This is a genomic window from Bradyrhizobium sp. SRL28, from assembly GCF_018596315.1.
Classification (GTDB): domain Bacteria; phylum Pseudomonadota; class Alphaproteobacteria; order Rhizobiales; family Xanthobacteraceae; genus Bradyrhizobium.
In genome coordinates this window covers 1-24,001 of sequence record NZ_JAHEAG010000042.1, presented here as the reverse complement: position 1 = coordinate 24,001, position 24,001 = coordinate 1, and the positions used below count along the sequence as shown (strand labels likewise).

Sequence of the window (24,001 nt, the reverse complement as noted above, 5' to 3'; positions counted from 1 at the left end):
CAGATCTGGCCAGACTGAAGTTGCGAGAAACCACCCAACATCGAGACGACGATGTTGCTCGATCATCCTTCCGACGGACCGACCGCTATCAGGACGCAGTTTGGCGCAATTTTTGTGTTTTGGAACTGAGCCGTTCGACGTGGCTGGTCACGTCGCCTTCGCCCGGGAAGGGCGAGAAGACGTCCAGGCTTAGAATGTGAGTTTGATCTGGCACGTAAACCACATCGCCAAACCGGCTCGAATCTTGGATCGCTGACGATAAGGAGTTCTCCGGCCCAGTTACGCCCGACCACGAAAGCCTGATGGCGCGCTCGATCACGTCAAGGTCAAGCCGCTTCGCGCAGAACCGACAATTGCTTATGCGCCTTCAATCGTCTGAAGCCCTTTCCTCTGCAGGGCGGCAGGCTCGCGTTCAACGTTAATACCGGCGAAGGAACGCCTGGCCTTGTGGTTGGTGGCGTGACTCTCCTCGGCGGACTGCTTATCCTCGTGGGGTTGATTTGGGAGATCGTTCGCTACCGAACGGAACAACGCCGGCTATCTCGGAAGAAAGTCATTGTGATCGAATCACGCGGTCTCCGTGACGGCGTTGGCAAGGCGCTAGCCGATGCCGTGCCGACGAACCTGGAAGGCCATCGCGATCCCGTGATTCTCGATTTGCGCCAGGGTGTGATCGACGGCCATATCGTGAGCCCACAGGCAGCCGTCGACAAACTCATTTCTCTTCCCGTCGATCTGGCGAGGCGCGAAACCGGCTTGGATCGAAGTGATCTGCTGCGCATCTATGGCGGTTTGGCGCCGGTGCCATTGACGTTCCTGACGGGCGTGCTGATCGACGACGAGACGTCGACACTTATCTTCGATTGAAACCGCCATCAGCAAAAATGGCGTCCTCTGGATGCGGCCGACGACCAAAAGCGTTTTGCCATTGATGGAATCGATGAGCGCGCGGCTGGCGCTGAAGAAGTCGCTCTGCTTGTTTCCGTGTCGTATCAGGTTCATGCGGTCGGCGTCGCCAAGAAGCTCGCCGGCATTGCGCAGATATCCGGACGGTGGTCTTCCGGACAGCCATTGGTCAGAAGACAAGCAGCGAGCACTGGGTCAGCAGTTTCTTGAAACAGCGATCCGCTCAGGTAACCTGGGCATCCGTCGCATCCATCTTTTTCTGGCAGCCCAGAACAGCGTCGTTTTTCCGTTTCGGATGCCTGTACGACAAGCGCAACCTCCCCGAATTGATCGTGTATCAGTACCAAAGGGAAGCGAACCCGCCTTACCCGTGGGGTATTCTCATGCCCGTCAGCGGACGCCTCAAGCCCGAAATCATCTGATATGAGATCCCCATCGGCCTGAGAGATGATCGGCGAACGTCCATGAATGAGCGCGAGGTATCTGAACTCTGGAAGCAAGCCATTCTGGCAAAGCTCTATGAGCGGCAGCCACGCCCTGTTGACGTCGCGGTCGATGACGCGAATGCCGCCGCAAAAGCGACCGTTCCAGATGAGAACGAACTGTTCGATGCCATCATGGATGACCTACGACGCGATGGCTTGATCACGCACAGCACGCAACGCGCGCCGGAAGGAATGGTCTTCGACGCGAAATTGACGGCCACGGGAATCAAGCACTACGAGAAAACCCATCTCTCGGCCGCACCACGCAATGCGCTCATTCTTGCCGCGCTGGATCGGATCCGCGACATTTTGATCGGCGTCGCGACCGGCGGGCCAAGAATTCAGCAGGTCGACGCGGAGTACCGCACGCTCTTCGGGGAGCTCAGCGATCAACTCACCGCTCAGGGCATAGAGAACCCAGTTCCGTTTTCCGATCTTTGGCAGTGGTATGGCCGCTGGAGCAGTGGCGACCTTCCAAGCTATCAGTCACGCCGCCAATTCATCGCCGAGTTGATCGATCCCCTTGCTGCTCGGCTTCGCTCTGGACGCGCGCCCGCTGTCATTTCTCCTACGGGCTGGAGTCTTGTCGACCAGCAGATCGGCATTGCTCGCAAGAAGCTGGAAGCCGCGCAGACTGAGGTTGAATATCAGAGCGTGGGACTCGTCTGCCGTGAGGCCCTTCTTTCACTAGCCAAGGAAGTCTTCGTGGCCGCGCGACACCCGATCCTCGACGGCAAGGCCGTTGGTGCTTCAGACTTCAAGAGGATGATAGAGGCGTATATCGCTGTCGAGCTTGCAGGCGGTGCGGTCGAGGAACTCAGAAAGCACGCGCGCTCGGCCCTCGATCTTGCCAATCACACCACGCACAAGCGAACCGCTGGTTTCCGAGATGCGGCGATAAGCCTGGAAGCGACGGCCTCCGTCGTGAACATTATTGCGATCGTCTCCGGGCGACGCGATCCATAACCAGCGTGCTTTATGGCTTCCTCCTGAGAAGGGCAAAGGGAAGGACCGACGGCTGTCAGTCTGGCTTTTCTTCGAACGGATCCCCCTCAATCCAGGACTCGACATTTTCGACATGCGCATCCCAAAATGCGGAAAGCGTTTCGATATCCTGAGGCAGCAGCCATGCGGCCTCGAGATTGTCGAAGTGATTGAACTGGGGGATCGGGAGCAACCCGCTCGATCCCTCCCACAGGATGGGGCCGTATATCGCAGCCGCAGCGCGGCAAATGCCCTCATGGCAGCGCGCAAGCTTGTCGAGAGAAAAGCCGTTCTGACCGTCCAACAAAGTACTGCGCGAATGCTCGTCGGCGGCGTGAGCAATGAACTTGTTGCCGAACTCGGCAATGTCTTGCCACCCGCTTTTAGTCAGCATGGCCTCTATTTTGTCGAAGACGTCATCAGCGATGACATCACTCGGCGACCGCTGATCGTGCGCAACGCCGGACAACTTGTCGAACCGTTCGTGGACCATTTGCGAAACTGACCACGCCTGTGGTCCTGTTGTCGGCAACCACTGTGTATGGACGCCACCGCCCCGTTTGACGAGGCTCTCCATATAGGCGCGTTCGCCGGGTTCTGGATTATATGGCAGGCCATCGTAGGCGACATAATCCTCTCGCGTGATGAGTTCGCGGTGTGCCTTGATGTCATCGAGCACTCGGCGCAATGAGATGACCTGCCGTGCAGGCTTCGACGCCGCCTTGTCCATCAGCCTGCGGATCGACAGAGTCTGCACGGCGACGAAGCCTTGATCCATGAACTGGGCGATGGACCAGTTTCGCGCCGACGACTTGTAGCCGCCCAACCGTGACAGTCGCCGGGATTCATTTGCCACCCGAAAGACTGCGTCGTTCCAAAGCATCGCTGTGATCTGTTTCGAGACGGCGTGGTCCGGGTCGCCTGCAAGCATGTAGAGCCATCCGGTGCGCTTCTCTCGATACTGCCTGAGTCGACTCTTGTCAGCCACATCGCAATCGTCAATGCCGTACTGGAAATTCATGCTGATCCGCACCCACGAGCCGTTCATCCAAAGTTGAGTCTTATTGGACAATTCACGCGGGCGTTTGTCATCTGTGGAATAAGGGCATGGAAGCGCTCCCGCGCCCGAGCTCAAGGCTGCAGCACCGTTGAATTTTGTTCCTCATATGTTCATAATAGGTAACATGCGAACACGCGGTGGGGATGATCTATGGGGTTGCGATACAAGGGGCGGGCATTCAACGCAGGGGACTTCGCGAAGGACATCGAGTCGGCCGCGATCGAGGCTATCAAGGAAGAGCTGAGGGAGCGCTTCAGTACGATTCGCCATCCCAACACCGGTGAATTCCCGGCCGTGCTCGTCCATGGAGAAGCGCTCGACGATTTGCGTTTGAGCATCGAGGGCTCGCCGCAGCTCCTCGCGATCGTCAAGGAACGCATGAGCGCTGAAGAACTGGAAGCCACCGCCTTTTTGCCGGTGCAGAGTGGCTCGCCCAAAGCCTTCCTTAGCTATTCGTTTGAAGACCGTGATATGGCCGAGAAAGTGGCCCGAGGATTAATGGCGAGCGGCATCGACACTTGGTGGGCCGAATGGGAGATCCGCTCCGGCGACAGCCTGCGCCGGAAGATCGACGAAGGGTTGGGAAACTGCACCCATTTCCTCGTGCTGCTGACGCCCAGCGCGATGAAAAAGCCCTGGGTTCAGCAGGAAATGGATGCAGGTTTGGTCCGACGCATTTCCGGACAGGCACGCTTCATCGCGCTCCGCCATGGTCTCGCGGCGAGCGAGCTCCCGCCACTCTTGTCGGGCATGCTTTCGCCGGAGCTATACGTCTCGCACTTCGATCAAGGGGTGCGCGACCTTGTGAATGACATTCATGGTGTCTCCCGTAAGCCCCCGCTTGGCCCGATATCCAGCAGCATCGACCTGCCGGCCATCGGCTATTCGAAAATCGCAACGGCGATCGCCAAGGTCTTCGTCGAGGAAACTAAGGATGCAATGTTTGGTGATCCTCAGAAAAGCACAGGCGAGTTGGCAACGGCGGTCGATGTGTCGGAAGACGACATCGAAGACGCATTGCATGAGCTGCGCGACCTGGTGACGGTCAGTTTCGACCGTGTTCTCCCAAAGGCGGATCTCTTCGCCACGTTCGACAAACACTTCATGGAATGGTCGCCCCAGGAGGACGCACTGCGGATTGCGGCTGACCTCGTCAATGATCCGTCGATGCCGATTGATACCGGACAGGTCGCTCAGCGCTATGGGTGGGAACCGAGGCGGATGAACCCGGCACTGGCCTACCTTTTGGCGAGAAAGCTGATCGTCGACTATCAGGTGCTTGCCAGTCAGTTCAACTCGATCCGTATCGTGAAGACGGACGCCACACGCCGCTTCGTAAAAAGCCGAAGCTGATTGAGGTCGCAGTCACAAAGTAGCCATTCGGTCGAGAGACTCGAATAGCCGCACCTAGGAGCCTGTCCAGTTAGCATCGGGAAGCCGGTTTTATCCGAATGATAGCGACTCATGCGGCCCTCGCCAGCTTGACGAGGTTGTGAGCGGTGCAAATCAGGGCCCATTCGGGCTTCACTTTGTCGATGCCGCGCAGCAGGAATTGCCTGAACCCTCTTGCCTGTTTGATCTGTCCGAACACGGGTTCGACGATCTGCTTACGCAAGCGGTAGCGACTTCGGTAGCCGGCGCGCTTGAGCTTGGTGCTCATCCTGGCGATCAGCGAGCCGGGTCTTGAAGGCTTTTTCGCGGTGGCGGACTTGGTGCCGTGCTTCTGCCTTCCGGTGGCGATGTAGCCCTCGATGCGCCGCCGTTTGATCGTGCGAAGATTGGCGGCGGAGCAGTAGCCGGCGTCGGCCGATACTTCGTCGGGATTGGTCCCCAGATTGGCCCTGATCCCGTCGAGCAACGGCGCCAGTTGCGCCTGATCGCTGGAGGAACTGGTCAGCGTCTGCGCCACGATGATCTGATGGGCACCATCGACCGCGGCCTGGGCGTTGTAGCCCTGGATGTAACCGTCCTTGGTCTTCAGGATGCGGCTTTCCGGGTCGGTGAAATTGCGTTGCGCCTTGCCGTCGGGCTCCGTTTTCGTCGGCGTCTTGCCGTTCTTTTTGCCCCCTTCGGCGATGCGGCGCTCCTCGGCTTCGGCCCGCGCCTTGCGCTCCGCCTCGGCTGCGGCCTTGGCTTCGGCCTCCAGCGCGGCCTTGGCCTCGCGGATCTTCTCAAGCCGCTTCTGCTTGTCGGCCACCCAATCGGGCATCTCGTCGCCGCGCTTGTCGCCGTAGAGCTTATCCTCCTGCGCATCGGCGGCCTCCGCCGCCTTGAGCCAGCGGTCGACCTCCGCTGCAAGCTCCGCTTCCCGCTTCTTCATGCGATCATAGCTCATCGCCTTGTGCTTGGACGCGTTCGCCTTGATCTTGGTGCCGTCGAGCGCCACGTGCCCGAGCTTCACCAACCCGGCCTTCTCGGCCAGCTTCAACACCTGCACGAACAGGTCGGCCAGCGCCTTCAGGTGCCGCCGCCGGAACTCCGAGATCGTGCGGAAGTCCGCCGGGTCGCCGGCCACGATCATCATGAAATCCGCCCGCTCCACCGTCGCCCTGGCGATCCGCCGCGACGAGTAGATACCGCTCGCGTAGCCGTGCAGAAGCAGCGCCGTCATCATCCGCGGATCGAACGGCGGCTGCCCCAGCCCGCTTCGGTAGCTGCCTATGATCGCCGATAGATCAAGGCTTTCCCTGACCAGCGACACGATCAGCCGCGAAACGTGGTCCCTCGGCACATAATCCTGCACGCTCGGCGGCAGAAGCTGGGCCTCGTCGATCTTCCAGGGGCGAAATTCCTTGCTCATGGCTGCGCAAGGAATCAGACTCGCTCCCTCTTGACCAGTCACTACTCAGACAGGCTCCTAGTTGGCGCGCTGATCTTCGAAGAGCTGGAAATTGGCGCCACTGAAGACGAGCTGTCTGCGGAGCAGGCTGTAAGACGACGAGTGTGCGAGGATTTTACGCGAAAGGCGTCCCGAACGCCAGACCGTCGCCAGTTTTTCTTCAGTGGACCCCACTGACGCTGCAGCTTCGAGAGACGTCGATGGGCTTCCATCGACGCATTATGAGTCTTCCGAGACTCGTCAGTTTATGGACAGCTAAGTCTTATAGCATTGAGATACTGTCTATCTGGACTGAGAGGTCCGCTTGATCTGCTGCAGAGGAGAAGGGGATGTATTGCTTTAACGAAACGACCCTAAACCCTTTCGTTAACCGTAGATTCCGTCCGGACGTACTAGTCTTGCTGCAACTGCCCTGTGGGCGAATGGCGCAGCGTGTTAACCGCGCTCCGTGATCGCCTGCTTCGTCGGTCGGTGATCACCATCCATGGTGAGAGCTACCGACTTCGAGAAGCACCGCTCCGGCGCATTTCCTTCACTTGGCTACCGAAGAGACGCATCGATGAATGCAGAACGGGCCCAGCTTGGCGCTGGCACTCCTTCCGAGACTTCCGAATCCGAAACCTCCGAACCAGGGTCCCCGGCCGCGGCGCAGTGGGTCGAAGCCTTGTGGGGGGCGGAGGCGTCCGCCGCCCACCCCGCCTCGTCGCAGGACCAGGTCCTGGCGGGTCCGGCTGCCGAAGAGGGGCAGGGCGAAGACGAGGATCGGCAAGAGGCGGTAAGTCGAACGAGGGCTTGGCGGGATGCAGGCGATGTCGATGAGCCGCTGGATCTGTCGTCGCTTTCCCTGACCGCCTTGTCCGCGCCCCTCCCGCCCGAGCTCCAGCGCCTGAACGTCGACAACAATCAGCTGACCAGCTTGCCTGACCTTCCAGCCGATCTCCAGCGGCTGTACGCCAGCAACAATCGGCTGACCAGCTTGCCCGACCTTCCAGCCGGGCTCCGGCGGCTCTACGCCATCAGCAACGGGCTGACCAGCCTGCCCGCAGACCTGCCGCCCGGGCTCCGGCGCCTGAACGTCGACAACAACCAGCTGACCAGTCTTCCCGATACCCTTCCGGCAACGCTTCAGGAGCTCCACGCCAGCGGCAACCGGCTGACCAGTCTGCCCGACCTTCCAGCCGGGCTCCAGCGCCTGAACGTCGACTACAATCAGCTGACCAATCTGCCCGAGCCCCTCCCGGCCGAGCTCGAATGGCTTAGCGTTACCCACAACCAGCTGACGAGCCTGCCCGGGATGGTCCCCGCCGAGCTCCTATGGCTCGGCGCCAGCAACAACCAGCTGACCAGCGTGCCAGAGACCCTGCTGACGCAGCTGGGCCGTGAGTCCAGCGTTGATCTGGAGAATAATCCGCTGCCCGAGGGGGTACTGACCAACCTGGCGACAGCCATGCATGCCGGGGACTATGCCGGCCCGCAGATCTTTTTGTCTATGGCCGAGGAAGCGGTGGAAGTCGAGCCGCGGCCTCTGCACGAGGTTGTCGCGCACTGGCTCGAGGGCGATACTGGGACGGTGGCCGCCTGGCAGCGCTTCGCCGAAGAGCCAGGTGCCCAGGACTACGCACGCTTCCTCGACAGGCTCCGTGGCACGGTGAACTATGGCAACGAGGCGTTCCGGCAGGCGGTGGCCGAGGATCTGCGGCAAGCGGCGGCCAGGCCGCGATTGCGCGAGCACTATTTCGAGCAGGCTTTAGGAGCGAGCGACAGCTGCGAGGATCGCATCACTTTGGCCTGGAACGGCATGCAGACCGCACGCCTGAACGCTGATGTCGAGGACGGAGCCTATGACGGGCGGCTCGACGAATTGCTCCAACACGGCCGTGTGATGTTCCGCTTGGAGGCGCTGGACGGGATCGCGCGCGAGACGGTCAACTCGCTCCGCCGTGCCGACCCGGACGCCGACATCGACGAGATCGAGGTCTATCTTGCCTACCAGACCCAGCTGCGCGCCCCCCTGGAGCTGCGGCACGTCGCCCCAGACATGCGCTTCTTGAACATCTCTCACGTGACAGAAGACGACGTTGCCATGGCCGCGACATCGGTGCGGGACCAGGAGGCGACGGGATTCGGGGACTATCTGGCAAGGCGCTGGCAACCTTGGGAGAGCGTGGTGAGACGCATCGCCCCCGGTGACCATGCAGTGATGCAGGAGCGGCTCATCGATGCGATGGGAGAGGAGTTCGACAGCCGCCTGAATAGACGGCTCGCCGAGCATGGCTTGACAGACGATGCCGATGCCGAGCGGGTGCTCGGAGCCGAGATCCGCAACGAGATCGCCCGCGAGATCAAGAGCGCGGTAATGCACAAGGTGCTCGCGGATCGCGGCCTCGAGCTGTGAAGCGGCCGTTCATGCGAGGGCTGTCAATCGCTGTTTCGGCCGTCGCCGCGGTCGATTGCGCGCTCGAGATGAGAAACTATGCCTGCCTGGCAGCTCCGCCGCCGCAGCAGCAAGCCGAGCTAGCCGACCGCGAGCCCCAATATCGCCACGGTCAATGAAGACTGCGATGGCGATAGGCCGCCGAGAAACGCCTGCAGGGGAGAGCTTGCTGCCACCTGTCGTGAGACCCAGTTCGATCATGAAATGATGAATTGGAATGACGTGGCCGGTAGAGGAGGGGCGGATTGCTCAACAGCAATACCTCATTCCAGCGCATCGAACGGTGTGAGAGCGAACTAAGCGAATTCGCCGGCGGTTCTGATATGCGCAGCAATTTAGCTGACGGACCTTGCCCGACCGCATTGACAATATTTTTCGATAAACCAGCGCGCATTAGGGCCATGGAGCAAGAGCGGAGCCAAATGGGGGGTGCCGCGCACGTTATGCGAGACTCGAAAATCGGCTTGTGCACCAGCGTTTGCTACTGTCCGAAAGCAAACGCGCATGATGTGTGGAACCCGACAAGCTGTTGCGAACGCGACATTGGGCCGCAAAAACGTCCGAGCGTTCCTCTGCATCGCACTGGCCCAAATCCTGCATCGCGTTCACGGTCGAGGGCAAGGGAATGGGAGGCGCGTTTGAGTCTCGATCTGAGAAATGACGAAGCGGTCGCCGGTCCACCGTCCGCGACCGACGTGGGCTGTCCGTTTCACACCGATAGAGTCCGCATCCAGCAGGGAGAACAGAAGACGTTGGTGCTAACCGGCGCGTCGCGCGGCATTGGTCACGCCACCGGAAAGCTGTTTTCGGAAGCGGGCTGGCGCATCATTTCTTGCGCGCGCCGACCGTTCGATGGCGGGCGCTGCCCGTGGGAGTCAGGGGCCGACAACCATGTCCAGGTCGACCTCAGCAACCATCGGATGCTGGCGCGCGCCATCGCCGAGGTCAAGGAGCGCCTCGCGGGCGCGCCATTGCACGCATTGATCAACAATGCCGGCATTTCACCGAAGACGCCGAATGGCGCACGGCTGACGTCCTTGACGACGTCAGTCGAAACCTGGATGAGGGTGTTCCACCTCAATCTGGTGGCGCCGATCCTGCTCGCGCAAGGCCTGTTTGACGAGCTGAAAGCAGCGACCGGATCAATTGTCAACGTATCGCAGGCTCGCGGGTGCACCCGTTTGCCGGCTCTGCCTATGCGACATCGAAAGCTGCGCTCGCGTGTCTCACACGCGAGATGGCGTACGACTATGCACCGCATGGCATTCGCGTGAATGCGATTGCGCCCGGCGAGATCAAGACAGACATTTTGTCGCCGAACACGGAAGCGCGCCTTCCAAATATTCCGCTGCGCCGAGTGGGCACACCCGAAGAAGTCGCGAAGGTCATCTTCTTCCTTTGCTCGGATGCGGCAAGTTATGTCACAGGCACCGAGGTGCCGCTCAATGGTGGCCAACACCTGTGATAGACTGCACCTGCAACAAACAAATCGCAGCTGATTTGATCTACATCAATGGAATTCGTGTTCCCACGGGATGCGAGCGACAAGTGCGGAAGAGCAGAGAATAATAAGCAAGTCAAAGCACTGTAAGTTTACCGTCATGCCGCGCTCAACGCGCTGTAAGTTTTACCATCGTGCCATAATAAGAGGTTATCTTTTGCGTCATCCTAAAATGGCGGCGAGATCGAGGATGACATGCAACACAATATTCGCAAATCCGAACAGGAGGACAGGGAGGATGGTCATAACAACGGAGACGTCGTCATGCTGCATATCCCTTCCGTACGCGAAAGGCCTAACTCAAACTCCGAGACGGACGACGCGGTACCTGATGTGCCGTTGTACGAGAGCGCGATTATCGGGATCTTCGAAATATCGAAAGTACTCACCGCCCCCTGCCGGCTGGAAGTCACGCTGGCCAACGTCGTCGATCTTCTGCAATCGTTTGTGCAGATGCGGCACGGCATCGTCTCTCTGTTCCACGATGATGGCGTGCCGGATATTACCGTGGGCGCCGGCTGGAGCGAAGGCAGCGACGAGCGCTACCGGATGCGCCTGCCGCAGAAGGCAATCGACGAGATCGTGACGTCGGACAAGCCGCTCGTCGCCGAAAACGTAGCAGTGCATCCGGCCTTTAGTGCTGCGGACAAGGAGGTGCTCGGGGCCTCCGACGACATGCGAGTGTCGTTCATCGGCGTTCCCATTCGCATCGATGCGAATGTCGTGGGCACGCTGACGATCGACCGCATCCTGGACAACGCGTCGAGCGCCCGGCTCGATTACGACGTACGGCTGCTCACAATGATCGCCAATCTAGTGGGGCAGACAGTGACGCTGCATCGCCTGTTCGCGTGTGACCGCGAGCGATTGATGGCGGAGAAGGACCGGCTGCAAAAGGAATTGTCCGAGCTCAAGCAGCCTGCGCGGGAGCGCAAGAAGGTTCATGTCGAGGGGATTATTGGCGACAGCCCGGCGCTGCGCAAGCTGCTCGAGAAGATCGCGGTCGTAGCCAAATCAAACAGCACGATGCTGTTGCGCGGCGAGTCCGGTACCGGAAAGGAGCTGGTCGCCAAGGCCATTCACGAGCGGTCGGCGCGCGCCAAGCGGCCCTTCATAAAACTCAATTGCGCGGCGCTGACTGAGACGGTACTGGAATCCGAATTGTTCGGTCATGAGAAGGGTGCCTTTACCGGCGCGTTCAGTACGCGCAAGGGTCGCTTCGAGCTCGCCGACAAGGGGACGCTATTTCTGGACGAGATCGGCGAGATATCGGCCTCGTTCCAGGCAAAGCTACTGCGCGTGCTGCAGGAGCAGGAATTCGAGCGCGTCGGCGGCAACCAGACCATTAAGGTCGATGTTCGCGTGATTGCCGCGACGAATAAGAACCTGGAAGAGGCGGTGGCAAGGAACGAGTTCCGCGCCGACCTCTATTATCGCATCAGCGTGGTTCCCTTGCTGCTGCCGCCGTTGCGCGAAAGGCGCGGTGATATCCCGCTCCTCGCCACCAAGTTTCTCAGGAATTTCAACAGCGAGAACGGCCGTACGCTCACCTTCGATACGAGTGCGATTGAAGTACTGATGAACTGCGGTTTTCCCGGAAATGTCCGCGAGCTTGAGAATTGCGTGCAGCGGACCGCGACTCTGGCACCGGGACCATCGATCGTGAGAGACGACTTTGCCTGCTGCCACGGCCAGTGCCTTTCCGCGATGCTGTGGAAGAGCGGATCGGACGAGATGCCCCTGCAGCAGGGGCCGATCGTACCAGTGCCCGCCAAGCCGGCCACATCGCCGGCCGAGGCTGCTACATCGGTCCCGCCTTTCGGCAGCGAGCTGGCTCCGCTAGCGCCAGTCGGCGCAGCCCTCGTAGGTGGTGCGAAGATGACAGATCGCGAGCGTGTCATCGCGGCCATGGAAAGATCCGGCTGGGTGCAGGCGAAGGCGGCGCGCCTGCTTGGACTTACGCCGCGCCAGATTGGCTACGCCCTGAGGAAATATGGCATCGAGATCAAGCACTTCTGAAAGGAGTGTCGGACTTGGGGTATGTCGGGGCCGTGACCATCGCCGTTGGGGCGAATAGCTGGAGAAACAGAAATAGAGGCTTGGTTGGTTTGGCGCGGACTTGGACCCGATCACGATCGGCTGCGACCCCCGCGTTGGCCCGATTTTGTCATCCTCGAGATCAGCCCGCGCGACCACCGGCGGTCCCATGCCCGCAACGGTCGTGCGAACGCGGCGCTGTCATCGCGAATTCGTTGGCCGTGTCGCCATCGACCATTAGCTCACGCCGGATATAGTCAGCGAGACCATCGGGTGTTCGACCTCGTTCAATTTGCCCGGCGTCATATGCAGCGACCGCTGCGCGATGCGGGCCTGCGCGCGAAGGGACCGCCGTGTGCCAAGCGGTCGCAGGCGCCGCAAGCTTATTGCGGCGCTGGTCTTGCTCCTAGCGATGCGAAGCATCGTCCAGTGCAAGTCGGCTCAGGGCTTACGCTCTCTCGTGAGCGCAGCGGCCGCTGCGGAGACTCGGGATCCCGTATGGATCGACTCGAGCAAAGCGCATCCCGTTTTGAGCCGCTCTCCTTGATCCAGATCAACGACAAATCACGCCGCGCGAACCGAGCTGTCGTAGTCAGGACGAATGTCGCAATTCCGCCGGCGAACGTCAGGCTACAGTGACATGACGCTTCCCAAAGGCCATTGTATTGCTGCCTGATTTTGAAATTCGCGCAATGGTACGACACTTGCTGTTCTCTTCGCCAGCCGTTGCAACGTCTGGAGAAGCACATGCACAACGTCGTCTGCATCAAGCAGGTTCCCGACTCCGCGCAGATCCGCGTGCACCCCGTGACCAACACGATCATGCGTCAGGGCGTGCCGACCATCATTAATCCATACGACCTCTTCGCGCTCGAGGCCGCGTTGGAGCTGCGCGATAAGTTCGGCGGCGAGATCACCGTCCTTACAATGGGGCCGTCATCAGCCGAGGACTCATTACGCAGAGCGCTGACCTTTGGCGCCGATCGCGCCGTACTGCTCACCGACCGCTGCTTTGCGGGCGCCGATACGTTGGCAACGACTTACGCGCTGGCGACCGCCATCCGCAAAATCGGCAAGGAATATGGCCCGCCGGACCTCATCTTCACCGGTAAGCAGACCATCGACGGCGACACCGCGCAGGTTGGGCCCGGCGTCGCGAAGCGGCTCGGTGTGCTGCAGCTTACCTACGTCGCAAAGATCAGGGCCCTGGATCTCACCGCACGCACAATTGAAACGGAACGGCGCTCCGAAGGTGGCGTCCAGGTCCTTCGCACCAGGCTGCCGTGTCTCATCACCATGCTGGAGGCAACCAACCAGATTCGCCGCGGCGCCATGGCCGATGCATTGCGTGCCGCCCGGGCGCCGATCGTGAAATGGAGTGCGCAGGAGGCCGGTGTCGAGGACATCTCCAAATGCGGTCTCAAGGGCTCGCCGACCGTCGTCAAGCGTGTCTTCGCGCCGTCCGCGCGTGCTGAGAAGGCGGTGCTGGTAGAGGCCGCCGAGCAGCCGGCGCAAGCATTGATCGACGCCATCTTCAACCACCAGCCCAAGCTTGAAACCGATCTTGCGGCGCTAGCCCGCGATGCCTGATCTGAAGGGTCTTGGCGATGAGCGATGTGATAGGAGCTCCCGCGTTCCCTGCGCAACGGCGTGCCGCCAAGAAGGCGCTGCCGGGGCATTCAACGCTGACAAGCATGTCTGGGTCTTCATCGAACAGGAGCGCGGGCAGGTGCATCCAATCTCCTGGAAGCTGATGGGCGCGGGCCGCCGGCTCGCCGAGAAGCGGAAGATTGATCTCGCGGCGGTCGTGATCGGTCGGGAGGGCGAGGCGACACGCAGCGCCAGACCATCGCCTCTAACCGTACCAGGCCGCGCTGATGCTCCAGCGCGGCTTCGGTGCATCCATGTTTCCAACCCACTCAAACGGTACGCCAGGCACACCCCAGCACCCCAGCAAGGAGATTTTGAAATGTTTATCGCAATGAACCGGTTCCAGGTGAAGATTGGCTCTGAAGCGGCCTTCGAGACGGTCTGGCGCACGCGCGAATCCTATCTCAGCAGCATGGCCGGCTTCGTCGAGTTTAACCTGCTCAAGGGCCCCGTCGCCGAGGACCACACGCTGTATTCCTCGCATACGGCCTGGGTCGACAAGGCTGCCTTCGAAGCCTGGACCAAATCAGACGAGTTCCGCCGGGCGCACGCCCGCGCCGACAACAAGACCGGCGAAAGCCTCTATCTCGGCCATCCCAAGTTCGAGGGATTCGACGTGATCCTGAGCGAGCGCAAATCCAGCGCCGCCGCGTAAGGGGAGGGTGCGATGTCGAGCACGGACTTTGCCGGCCTCAAGGCCCATATGGCGGAGAACCCAGGCGCTGTCATCGAGGACGTGGCGCGGGAGCGGAAAGTGAGCCCGCGCGCCGTTCTGGAGGCGATGCCTGAATCGATGGTGCGCATCGGCGCCGGCGGCGAATTTGGCGCTGCCATGAACGATGTCGCGCAATGGGGCGAGGTGACGCTGATCGTCCATACCGACGATGCGATCTTCGAATTCACGGGCTCGATCCCGGCGGGCGAGGTCGGACGCGGCTATTTCAACCTGATGCAGCCGAAGGGATTGCACGGCCATCTCCGGCACGAGCGCTGCGCGGCCATCGCCTTTGTCGAGCGTCCCTTCATGGGCAAGTCGTCGGCCTTCATCGCCTTCATCAATGTCGACGGCGGCATCATGTTCAAGGTGTTCGTCGGCCGCGACGAGACGCGCGCGCTGCGCGGCGACCAGTTGCAGCGCTTTCACGCGCTTAGCGAGAGGATCGCGCCCGCCCGCGCGGCGTAGCCGATCCGCATTGTCAGCCCCGGGAGACGATCATGCAGCGAACAGTGCTGGATGTTATGACCCGTTGGTGTGGCGCGGCCGGTGTGGCCGCCTTGCCGGGTACGGCGCTGGCTGCCACCGACGTCGCGCTGCTGCCGCGCAACCTGTCGCCCTGGAACATGTTTGTGAATGCCGACATCGTGGTGCAGGCGGTCATGGTGGGGCTTGCCTTCGCCTCGCTGGTGACGTGGACGATCTGGCTTGCCAAGACCATTGAAGTCCGCCGCAAGACGGCGACCGCCAGGCGGCGCCTGAGCCTGCTGGAAACCGATACGGTGCTGGCCAAGGCCGAGCAGGAAAGCCGCGGCGGCCACGATGCCGTGGCGCAGATCATCCAGTCCGCCGCGCGCGAGGCCAGCCTCTCCGGCGGCCATTTTGACGACGGCCTCAAGGAGCGCGTCGCGCTGCGGCTGGAGCGGGTCGAGGCCGCGATGTCGCGGCAGATCGCGCGCGGCACCGGCGTGCTCGCGACCATCGGCGCCACCGCGCCGTTCGTCGGCCTGTTCGGAACGGTCTGGGGTATCATGAATTCGTTCATCGGCATTTCCGAGGCCCACACCACCAATCTCGCCGTCGTTGCTCCCGGCATCGCCGAGGCCTTGCTCGCAACCGCGCTGGGTCTGGTGGCGGCAATTCCGGCAGTCGTGATCTACAATCATCTCACCCGCACCATCGCGGCCCACCGCGCGCTGCTCGGCGACGCCTCGGCGATGGTGCTGCTGCTGATCAGGCGGGAGGGCGACCGCGGCTCGTTCCGCCTCGCGCGCGCCGCCGAGTAAACGACGGAGTGTAAAGCGATGGGCGCAAAGCTCGGTCAGGCAATCGGCGGACGGACGCGCGGCGGCGACGATCTTGTCGAGGCTCACGAGATCAACGTCACGCCGTTCATCGATGTGATGCTGGTGCTCCTGATCATCTTCATGGTCGCAGCCCCGCTTGCTACCGTCGATCTCGGCGTCGATCTCCCGGCGAGCGCAGTCGAGCCACAGCCGCGCCCGGACAAGCCGGTATTCGTCACCGTGAAGCCGGATCTTTCAGTCGCGGTCGGCGAGGACGTGATCGCGCGCGACACGCTGACCTCAACGCTCGACAGCGCCACGAACGGGAAGAAGGACGAGCGCATCTATCTGCGTGCCGACAAGGCCGTCAGCTATGGCGACCTGATGGAGGTGATGAACCTGCTGCGGAATGCCGGCTATCTCAAGATCGCGCTGGTCGGTCTCGACGGGCGAAGCTGACCGCCATGAACGCGTTTGCGCTGCACGAGGTTTCCGATCAGGCCGCCGTCCGGCGCTGGGGCGCGTCGGCCTTTGCGATCGCGGCTGCGCATGCCGCGCTGATCGCGTTGGCGTTGAACTGGTACACCCAGCGGCCGGTGCCCGGCGTTTCCCTGCCGGCGATCATGGTCGACATGGCGCCGGTTTCCTCCGCGCCGCAACCGACGCAAATGGATCTCGCGCCGGGACCCGTCATGCAGCAGGCCGATGCTTCGCCGCCGGAGCCCGCGGCTGCGGAAGCCGTGCAGGAACAGATTGCGCCGACACCGCCGCGGGAGAAGCCTGATGTCGTAGCCCCGCCGGAGCAGAAGACCGAGCCGACCCCGCCGAAGCCGGAGCCCGTCAAGGCCGAGCCTGAGAAAAAGCCGTCGCCGGTAAAACCGAAAGTGGTTCGCCGCGACGCGAAGAAGCCTTCCGACGCGCCGCCTGCGCCGCGAACAACGGCCTCGCCCAAGGCCGAGCGCCAGGCGCCGGCCGTGTCCGCCGCCAACGCCGGCGCATCGACGACCGCCCTTGCTTCCTACCGACAGATGGTCGCCGCGCATCTGCAACGCTTCAAGCAATACCCGCCCGCCGCCAAGGCCGCAGGCCAGCAGGGCACCGCCCGCGTCAGCTTCACGCTCAGCCGAAGCGGCGCGGTGCTTTCCGTCGGCCTCGGCGGCTCGTCCGGCCATGCGGCGCTGGACGCCGAGACGCTGGCGATGGTGCGCCGCGCCCAGCCGTTTCCCGCGTTCCCTGCCAAGGTGAAGCAGGCTTCGATGCCGTTCAGCGCGCCCGTGGCGTTCTATATCCGGTAGGTCTCCACCTCGCCCCGTAAGAACGGGGAGAGGGAATAGAACCACTTCAAACGTCGATAGCTCATTCCTTCACCGCCCCTGTCAGCGACGACACGTAGTAATCCACGAACAGCGAATAAAACAGCGCGACTGGCAGCGAGCCGAGCAGCGAGCCCGCCATCAGCGCGCCCCACTGGTAGACGTCGCCGGTGACGAGCTCGGTCAGGATCGCGACCGGCACCGTCTTGTTGGCGCCGCTCTGGATGAAGGCGAGCGCGTAGATGAACTCGTTCCACGACAGCGTAAAGGAGAAGATGCCGGCCGAGATCAGGCCGGGCACGGCGAGCGGCAGCGTGATCCGCCGCAGGATCTGCAGCCGTGTGGCGCCGTCCACCAGCGCGCATTCCTCCAGCTCATACGGGATCGACTTGAAATAGCCGATCAGGAGCCAGGTGCAGAACGGCACCAGGAAGGTCGGATACACCAGGATCAGCGCTATCGGCGAGTCGAACAAGCCGAATTGCACGATCACGGTGGCCAGTGGGATGAACAGGATCGAAGGCGGCACCAGATAGGCGAGATAGATGCCGAGCCCCACATAGGGACTGCCGCGGAAGCGGAGGCGCTCGATCGCGTAGGCAGCGAGCGTCGAGGCAAACAGCGACAGGAAGGTGGAGCCAATCGCCACGAACATCGTCGTCTTGAGCCAGGTCGGATAGGCGGTATTGAACAGCAAATGCTTGATATGGGCGAGCGTCGGCGAGGAGATCCAGAACGGATTGTGCTCCTTGAAGTTCAGAAGCTCGGCGTTCGGCTTGAACGAGGTGATCGCCATCCAGTAGAACGGGAACAGCAGGATCAGCACGAAGCAGGACGGCGGCAGATAGATCATCATCACCCGCCGCGCCCGCGAATCCCACGCCATCGTATCGGGCGTGGTGCTGCCGACGTTGGTCGATTGCTGGGCGGCTAAGTCAGTCATTGGCTTCTCCCTGCTGCCATTTGCGGCGCGCGAGGCCGAAGTAGCTGAACAGTGTCGCGAACACCAGGAACGGGATCATCGACACCGCGATCGCCGCGCCCTCGCCGAGCTCGCCGCCGGCGATGCCGCGCTGAAAAGCGAGCGTCGCCAAAAGATGCATGGAGTTGACCGGCCCGCCGCGGGTGATGGCGTAGACCAGCTGGAAATCCGTAAAGGTGAAGATGATCGAGAACGTCATCACAATCGCGTGGATCGGCATCATCATCGGGAAGGTAATGTAGCGGAAGCGCTGCCAGGCGCTGGCGCCGTCCAGCATCGCCGCCTCATAGACCGAGGGATAGATGGTCTGCAGGCCTGCCAGGAGCGAGATCGCCCCGAAGGGGATGCCGCGCCAGATGTTGGCCACGATCAGCGAGAAGCGCGCCGGCCAGGGCGTGCCGAGGAAGTCGATATAGGTGGTGCGGATGTGCAGCACGTCGACCAGCAGATAGGAGATGATCGAAAACTGCGGATCGTAGATCCACCAGAACGCCAGTGCCGACAGCACCGTCGGCACGATCAACGGCAGCAGCACGATGGCGCGCAACAGGCTCTTGAGCGGAAAATGGTTGTTGAGGAGCAGCGCCAGCCAGAAGCCGAGCGCGAATTTCCCGAAGGTCGCTACGCCCGTGTAGAACACGCTGTAGAACACCGCGTTCCACCACAGGGGATCGCTCCAGAGATACTGGAAATTCTCCAGGCCGATGAAAATGCCGCGCTGGCCGATCGTGGTGTCGGTGAAGGCGAGCCAGACGCCGAGGCCCAGCGGATAGGTGAGGAATACCGCGAGCAGCCCGATCGCGGGCGCCAGGCACATCACGATCAGTGAATTCTTTTCCTACGCCGACGAAAGCGGCGCATTCTGGGGCATCCAGTTCCCGCCACTTCAACGATCGGAGGCCGGCTTGCCCTAACGCCCGCTCCAAAGAAGCAGCGGACCAATACGATGCGAAGACGCTGCCCTGCTTTCCGTTTTTGCAGAGTCGTATCCTTACACCTCCACCATCGACATATGGTTTCTGAAGATCATCGGCGCTGAGCCTGAGGCCATAGCGTTCGTAATAGTTCCGACGTGGATCGTAAGATGGGTGAATCGCCAGTGTCAGCAAGCGCCCGCCAGGACGTAACAGACCGACCATGTTGGCGCACATATCTTGCAGCTCAGGTCCGCTGCTAGCGTATTGCAGCACATGCACGGCAAGAACCAGGTCGAATTGACCTATCAAATCGGCGCTGAGACGAGTGACGAAGGAGATGCCCGGAGACTCCTTCTCCGCCCGACGCCGCGCGTAGTTGAGCATGCCTTTCGTCGGATCGTATCCTACAACCCGGCCCGCGCCGCGTTGCTTTAGCCAGCGGGAATACATCCCCCGTGCCGCACCCGAAGTCGAGGACTGAGAGACCCTCAACATCACCAATAGCCAGTAATACGCTTGGAATTTCGATCTCTTTTCGAAAGGGCCAGTGAACGGTGTCTTCATATAGAGTGGCAAGTTCATTCAATTGGCCCGCATTGTTTTTGGACATGAGGACACCTCTCTTTTCCTTACTTATACGGTATATTGGCGCGAACCTTGCGCATGAGCGTGGTCTCGGGATTTGGGAGTTCACAAGGAAGTGGGCGCTTGCAGGGCGTGAACGCCAAAAGCGCAATCCAGGAGCGCTCGTTGCAACGCGCGAGAAAGGTCCGCACGATGATCAACATGTAGCGCTCGCATTTCAGCTCCTCCTGTACGTGCCAAGAGTATTGAGCAAATCAACTCGACGAAGGTGGCCATCCCAGGTCGAATGCAGCGCAACCTTGTCGAGCTCCGTCAGCGCAAACCCATCTTGATGTCGCGGCGTCTCTCCCGCCCTCCGACAAGAACCAAAGCCGCTCCTGGGCAAACGCCACGCGGGCACCCAGCGACGGACGGGCGAAGCCTGAATTGGCGACCATCACTCAAGCGTGCGGCGTCTATGGCATCGATTCGAATCAATCGAGCAAGTTTCATCTGAACTCCGGGCTCGGTGCCTCCGAAACTGCGATGGACGTAATCGATCCTGCCCGTCTCCCAGCAATCGGCGTGCCGCAAAAGACATTGTGCGAGCCTTGCTTGAAAAAGGGCATAACCAGGTGCTTCGCGGCGCGCTGGAGGAAGAGTTGCATTCTACTGTCGGGTTCCGCTCATCATCGTCTCCAACCGGACGCGGCTGAATACGACAAGGCCAGCCTCAACTGACTACGGTCCGCTCACGCGCCGAATTCAGATCGTTCCTTGAGGATAAATGTGCCCTATGGCGACCTACCTAAGCGCACAGTATCGGAGCATCACCTGGTGTGATGCGGCTCGCGGCACGCGATCCAATGATGCTGTCGTTGGCCGCCGACGCTGCCGTGCTCCAGCGGCCGTCTCGAGGCCATGTGCCAATAGATGCCGATCCGGTACGAACGCGTCTGCTGATCACTGCAGCTCATGGCGAGACATGTCGTTCCTACGCCAAAACAGGGAAGCGGAGTTGCAACGAGTCAATAGGATCGGGGGTCGTGACGCCTGCGAATTCGCCAGGCCAACTTCCTGTTGAACACAACTACAGATAGCAGCGAGATTATTAGTCCAACTTTGACTGCATGGCTCAGGCTCCGGTGCGCAGACTATGTCCGATCCGCGCAACAGCTGCGGCTTCCTTGCATGTCATCACAGCAATCGGGGTGCCGGTCGCGAGAATTGGTGCGAGCCTTGCTTGACGTGAGCAAAAGGACCTGCGTCCGGACGACGGGGCGCTGGAATGAGAGTGCCACTTTGTCAGGTTTCCGACTTGGCGTCTCCAACCGGACACGGACCGAACGACAACATGGAGAGAGAAATGAAGGTGACCCCACCGACCTACCTCGCACGGCTGTTGGCGCTGGCAGGAGGCTGAAATGGAAATCCCTGCCTTGCTCCGGGGTGATCGCAGGCAAGCGCGGCTTTTTGGACGGGAAGGGCCGGTGTGCAAGCAAGCCCCCGCGTGTCGTACCACCGCCGCATTGGACAAATGCCGATCACTCGCTCAGATCGCGCCTGACAGCAATGCCCGACGAGAGCACCTGAAGCTGGCTCAGATATACAAGGCTATCGGGTGGGCCGCTCAGCGCTTGCAGGGGCTGCGCTACACGCAGGAGCGGCGGGCTTGTAACAGCTGGCTGACGCTCTCTCCTACATTAGCGCCCCGTCGAGGCTCCTGGGCGGAGAAGGAAGTGACCGCTAGAGCCGGAAAAGGACACAAGTCAACGCTTCAGAATTGTGAGGCGATGTCATTTTTCTTTCTGCCCCAGCAGTTTTCCAGTCTTGCGACTTATGAAGTGCAACTGCGAACAAGCAGGGCAGACAAGGCCTTGAAATTCTCGTTCCGTCGCCTCGGCATCAGCATCGAGCCACTTCTGAACCGTCATGTTGGTGATCGGGCAGGCGAAAGTGAAGGCGCGCATATCTTCCCTTTGGTATTGAGTGCTGGTCAGGCGCAAAAAGCGAAAGCCCGTGTGCTTGACCTCGCAACCACAATAGCGCAGGTGCGGAGCCCAGGCACTCGCTCCAACCCACTCTACGAAATCATCGTGGAATTGGCTTTGATCTCGCGCAAGCGAACCGACCCCGGTAGGAACTACAGCTCACAATCGAGAAACCAATGAGCACGCCTGCGAGACGACGGAATCATTTGGAGCAAGAAAATCCACACATCCGTGAACAAATAAGTTGAGCAAAGCACTATCGCACCAAAGTCTACCCGAAGCCGGAGGATACTAGATGGATCGACAAGATCGAGAGCCTTCAAGACGAAGTGATGCCTCTTTGCAGGAAAATGAACTCGTCTCTCGATCCGGGGGAACTGGTATCGGTTGGCGGTCCTAGGTCTAGGCCAAGAAAATCTCTCTCTCTCTGCATACCCGGGTTCGAATGACGTTATCCCAAGCTTCTTCCTCTAAACTGCATCAACCTTCAGAGATACCAGTTGGCGAGCACTTGGCTCGGCGAGCCCGGGCTCTGCTTGTCCCCCATCCGTTCGCTGCGGAGATGTCCAAAGATCAGGTTGCCAGTCTACTACCTGAATACTTAGCGATGTCGCAAGCGTTCCCGCACCTGCAGGCGGGATCGCAAAAGGATCTCATATTCGACGCAATACGTCGCAATCGAGACCTCCCGAGGGACGTTGAGTTGACCAGTGTGGTCGCAAATTTTATCTGCTGGGATGAAACGGGAGGTCACAGTCGGGTTCTCCAAGGCGGCAACGCTGCGCTACCCAGTATTCTGGACACAGAAAACTTCCACTCAAAGCTCTTTAGAACAGATGCGTCGCGCCTACTTGGCCGAGCAATACAGCCTAACTACAGTACCACAACGAGCCGGTACCTGCGTGCGCTATATCATGGCTTGTCGTCGAGAGACCCCATAGTGCGCTGCGCCTACATGGTTGCCTTTGAGCTACATGCTGCGGAAATGATCCAGGCGCTTTGGACCACTTTAGTCAGAACCTTTGATGCTCGGACTGATGATCTTGAGTATTTCCAGGTCCATGTCGGCGGCGAGGATCCTGCGGAGAAATATCACGGAGAGATGACAAGCAGGCTCATTAGCGAGCTGGTCCCTGCCGACTGCAGTAGCCGTTTCTTGGATGAATTCGACCACGCGTATGGTCTCAGCTTAGAGTGGTGCCGCAATCTAGTCGGAATTGATTCGCGTGACGGAGATGGTCGGCCGGAGGTTGAACACAGTGGCCGCTGTCACTGTGGGGCTGTCAAGTTCTACGTACGAGCGCCAGCAGAGATTTCTGCAGTGAAGTGCAATTGCTCAATCTGCCAAATGTCCGGATTTTTGCACATGCTCGTTGCTGACGACAAGCTCAGGATTGACTGCGGCGAAGAACTCCTCACTACATATCAGTTCAATAAGAACATCGCTCGGCATACGTTTTGTCGGGTTTGCGGCGTAAAGCCATTTTATCGGCCGCGATCGAATCCTTCAGGATTCAGCGTAAATGTTCGATGCCTAGATAAAACGACGATCGAAAGCATAAGAATAGATGATTTCGACGGCGAGAATTGGGATCTGGCGATCCGCTCGTTGCAGGCGGATTAGAAGAGTCGAATTTGAGTGAATCCGAAAGGCGCGAACAATGAGTGATAAACTTGGTCTGCTTTCAGAAGATGCCCTCGCGAAGTACCGCTCAGAGCTGGCAGATAAAGGTACGGTCCTGATTGCCCCCGAGACGCTGTTCACCAAAGATGAGTTGACGAGGATCGATCAGTTGCAGTCCGATATTCCCGAAGAAGAGGTTCAGAAGGGAGATGCCGGCGATTCTCACAATGTTTTTGTAAGACGAGTGCGGCTGGATCACGCCGGCCGTAATCCTAGCAACGTGAATGGTACAGCTTCAGCGCAGATCATCGAACTACTTGAAAGGACAGAGCGGGTCTCCGCGCTCAGGAAGATCTTCGGAGCGTCATCAGAATACGTCATTCGCCGATGCCAAATGCATCGCATGCCGCCTGGGTCCTTCATTGGCATCCATTTGGATGCTGAGAGCGACCCCGACTTCGAGTATTCTGTGATTGTTCAGCTAGCGACAGATTTTGAGGGCGGTGAGTTCGTCGTATATCCTACCGACCGTAAACTTCAAATGTTTCGCCCACCTTTAGGAACCGTACTGATCACCACATGTACGTTCCGGCATGAAGTAAGGCAGGTGTTCGCCGGGGAGCGTCGGTCACTCGTCTACTTTTGTTCAAAATACGGCGGTGCGAACCGCAGGATAATCGAAAACCCTGCCGCTCGCGCATGAGGTCGGCTAG

20 protein-coding genes and 3 pseudogenes are annotated in these 24,001 nt (G+C 60.2%); 18 read left to right on the top strand and 5 right to left on the bottom strand.

From position 1 onward, the window contains the following. Positions 1-51: 51 nt before the first annotated feature. The 4 genes and pseudogenes from KIP88_RS38635 to KIP88_RS38620 form a co-directional block, all read left to right on the top strand. Positions 52-188, top strand: a pseudogene (locus KIP88_RS38635) (IS110 family transposase); the annotation flags it as partial. Between the two features lie 259 nt (positions 189-447). Continuing rightward, entirely contained in the window at positions 448-867 is a 420-nt protein-coding gene (locus KIP88_RS48645) for a hypothetical protein (RefSeq protein ID WP_374226561.1), read from the top strand. A gap of 31 nt (positions 868-898) precedes the next feature. After that, positions 899-1,333: a hypothetical protein gene (locus KIP88_RS48640; protein ID WP_374226560.1), complete on the top strand. Its 435-nt coding sequence runs from the start codon at positions 899-901 to the stop codon at positions 1,331-1,333. Positions 1,334-1,370: 37 nt separating this feature from the next. Then, positions 1,371-2,357, top strand: a complete 987-nt coding sequence (locus tag KIP88_RS38620) for a hypothetical protein (protein ID WP_214493416.1) — start codon at positions 1,371-1,373, stop codon at positions 2,355-2,357. 55 nt (positions 2,358-2,412) lie between these two features. Here KIP88_RS38620 and KIP88_RS38615 read toward each other — a convergent pair whose 3' ends face one another. Continuing rightward, on the bottom strand, positions 2,413-3,423 hold the full coding sequence (locus tag KIP88_RS38615; RefSeq protein WP_214493415.1) for a hypothetical protein: 1,011 nt from the start codon (positions 3,421-3,423) through the stop codon (positions 2,413-2,415). A gap of 162 nt (positions 3,424-3,585) precedes the next feature. Here KIP88_RS38615 and KIP88_RS38610 point away from each other — a divergent pair, with 162 nt between their 5' ends. Then, on the top strand, positions 3,586-4,788 hold the full coding sequence (locus tag KIP88_RS38610; protein WP_214493414.1) for a toll/interleukin-1 receptor domain-containing protein: 1,203 nt from the start codon (positions 3,586-3,588) through the stop codon (positions 4,786-4,788). 109 nt (positions 4,789-4,897) lie between these two features. Here the strand turns inward: KIP88_RS38610 and KIP88_RS38605 are convergent, their stop codons facing one another. Further along, entirely contained in the window at positions 4,898-6,235 is a 1,338-nt protein-coding gene (locus tag KIP88_RS38605; protein WP_214493413.1) for an IS1182 family transposase, read from the bottom strand. Between the two features lie 598 nt (positions 6,236-6,833). On the opposite strand from KIP88_RS38605, the gene KIP88_RS38600 reads away from it, so the two are divergent. The 9 genes and pseudogenes from KIP88_RS38600 to KIP88_RS38560 all read left to right on the top strand — a co-directional run bounded on the left by KIP88_RS38600 (position 6,834) and on the right by KIP88_RS38560 (position 17,192). After that, positions 6,834-8,669, top strand: coding sequence for an NEL-type E3 ubiquitin ligase domain-containing protein (locus KIP88_RS38600; RefSeq protein WP_214493412.1), 1,836 nt, complete (start codon positions 6,834-6,836; stop codon positions 8,667-8,669). Between the two features lie 734 nt (positions 8,670-9,403). After that, positions 9,404-10,173: pseudogene (locus tag KIP88_RS38595) on the top strand (SDR family NAD(P)-dependent oxidoreductase). A gap of 231 nt (positions 10,174-10,404) precedes the next feature. Beyond that, on the top strand, positions 10,405-12,228 hold the full coding sequence (gene nifA, locus KIP88_RS38590; protein ID WP_214493411.1) for a nif-specific transcriptional activator NifA: 1,824 nt from the start codon (positions 10,405-10,407) through the stop codon (positions 12,226-12,228). 765 nt (positions 12,229-12,993) lie between these two features. Then, positions 12,994-13,836, top strand: a complete 843-nt coding sequence (locus KIP88_RS38585) for an electron transfer flavoprotein subunit beta/FixA family protein (RefSeq protein WP_108521566.1) — start codon at positions 12,994-12,996, stop codon at positions 13,834-13,836. 379 nt (positions 13,837-14,215) lie between these two features. Further along, complete coding sequence (locus KIP88_RS38580; RefSeq protein WP_214493410.1) at positions 14,216-14,551, top strand: antibiotic biosynthesis monooxygenase; 336 nt, start codon at positions 14,216-14,218, stop codon at positions 14,549-14,551. Between the two features lie 12 nt (positions 14,552-14,563). Beyond that, complete coding sequence (hutX, locus tag KIP88_RS38575; protein ID WP_214493409.1) at positions 14,564-15,079, top strand: heme utilization cystosolic carrier protein HutX; 516 nt, start codon at positions 14,564-14,566, stop codon at positions 15,077-15,079. 56 nt (positions 15,080-15,135) lie between these two features. Continuing rightward, the gene (gene exbB / locus KIP88_RS38570; RefSeq protein ID WP_214493427.1) at positions 15,136-15,897 is read left to right on the top strand and encodes a tonB-system energizer ExbB; all 762 of its coding nucleotides are present in this window, start codon (positions 15,136-15,138) and stop codon (positions 15,895-15,897) included. A gap of 18 nt (positions 15,898-15,915) precedes the next feature. Further along, positions 15,916-16,356, top strand: a complete 441-nt coding sequence (gene exbD / locus KIP88_RS38565; RefSeq protein WP_214493408.1) for a TonB system transport protein ExbD — start codon at positions 15,916-15,918, stop codon at positions 16,354-16,356. A gap of 5 nt (positions 16,357-16,361) precedes the next feature. After that, positions 16,362-17,192: an energy transducer TonB gene (locus KIP88_RS38560; protein ID WP_214493407.1), complete on the top strand. Its 831-nt coding sequence runs from the start codon at positions 16,362-16,364 to the stop codon at positions 17,190-17,192. A gap of 61 nt (positions 17,193-17,253) precedes the next feature. Here KIP88_RS38560 and KIP88_RS38555 read toward each other — a convergent pair whose 3' ends face one another. From KIP88_RS38555 to KIP88_RS48635, 3 genes and pseudogenes are all read right to left on the bottom strand, one after another. Beyond that, positions 17,254-18,096: a carbohydrate ABC transporter permease gene (locus KIP88_RS38555; protein WP_374226564.1), complete on the bottom strand. Its 843-nt coding sequence runs from the start codon at positions 18,094-18,096 to the stop codon at positions 17,254-17,256. Between the two features lie 49 nt (positions 18,097-18,145). Continuing rightward, positions 18,146-19,009 carry a carbohydrate ABC transporter permease gene (locus tag KIP88_RS38550; RefSeq protein WP_214493426.1) on the bottom strand — a complete coding sequence of 288 codons (864 nt, stop codon included), beginning with the start codon at positions 19,007-19,009 and terminating at the stop codon, positions 18,146-18,148. Between the two features lie 298 nt (positions 19,010-19,307). Beyond that, positions 19,308-19,604, bottom strand: a pseudogene (locus tag KIP88_RS48635) (class I SAM-dependent methyltransferase); the annotation flags it as partial. Positions 19,605-20,120: 516 nt separating this feature from the next. On the opposite strand from KIP88_RS48635, the gene KIP88_RS38540 reads away from it, so the two are divergent. From KIP88_RS38540 to KIP88_RS38525, 4 genes are all read left to right on the top strand, one after another. Further along, positions 20,121-20,414: a hypothetical protein gene (locus KIP88_RS38540; RefSeq protein ID WP_214493405.1), complete on the top strand. Its 294-nt coding sequence runs from the start codon at positions 20,121-20,123 to the stop codon at positions 20,412-20,414. Between the two features lie 683 nt (positions 20,415-21,097). Then, entirely contained in the window at positions 21,098-21,844 is a 747-nt protein-coding gene (locus KIP88_RS38535; RefSeq protein WP_214493404.1) for a hypothetical protein, read from the top strand. Positions 21,845-22,604: 760 nt separating this feature from the next. Further along, positions 22,605-23,288, top strand: a complete 684-nt coding sequence (locus KIP88_RS47955; protein ID WP_308163737.1) for a GFA family protein — start codon at positions 22,605-22,607, stop codon at positions 23,286-23,288. 37 nt (positions 23,289-23,325) lie between these two features. Continuing rightward, positions 23,326-23,991, top strand: coding sequence for a 2OG-Fe(II) oxygenase (locus KIP88_RS38525; RefSeq protein WP_214493402.1), 666 nt, complete (start codon positions 23,326-23,328; stop codon positions 23,989-23,991). Positions 23,992-24,001 lie beyond the last annotated feature (10 nt).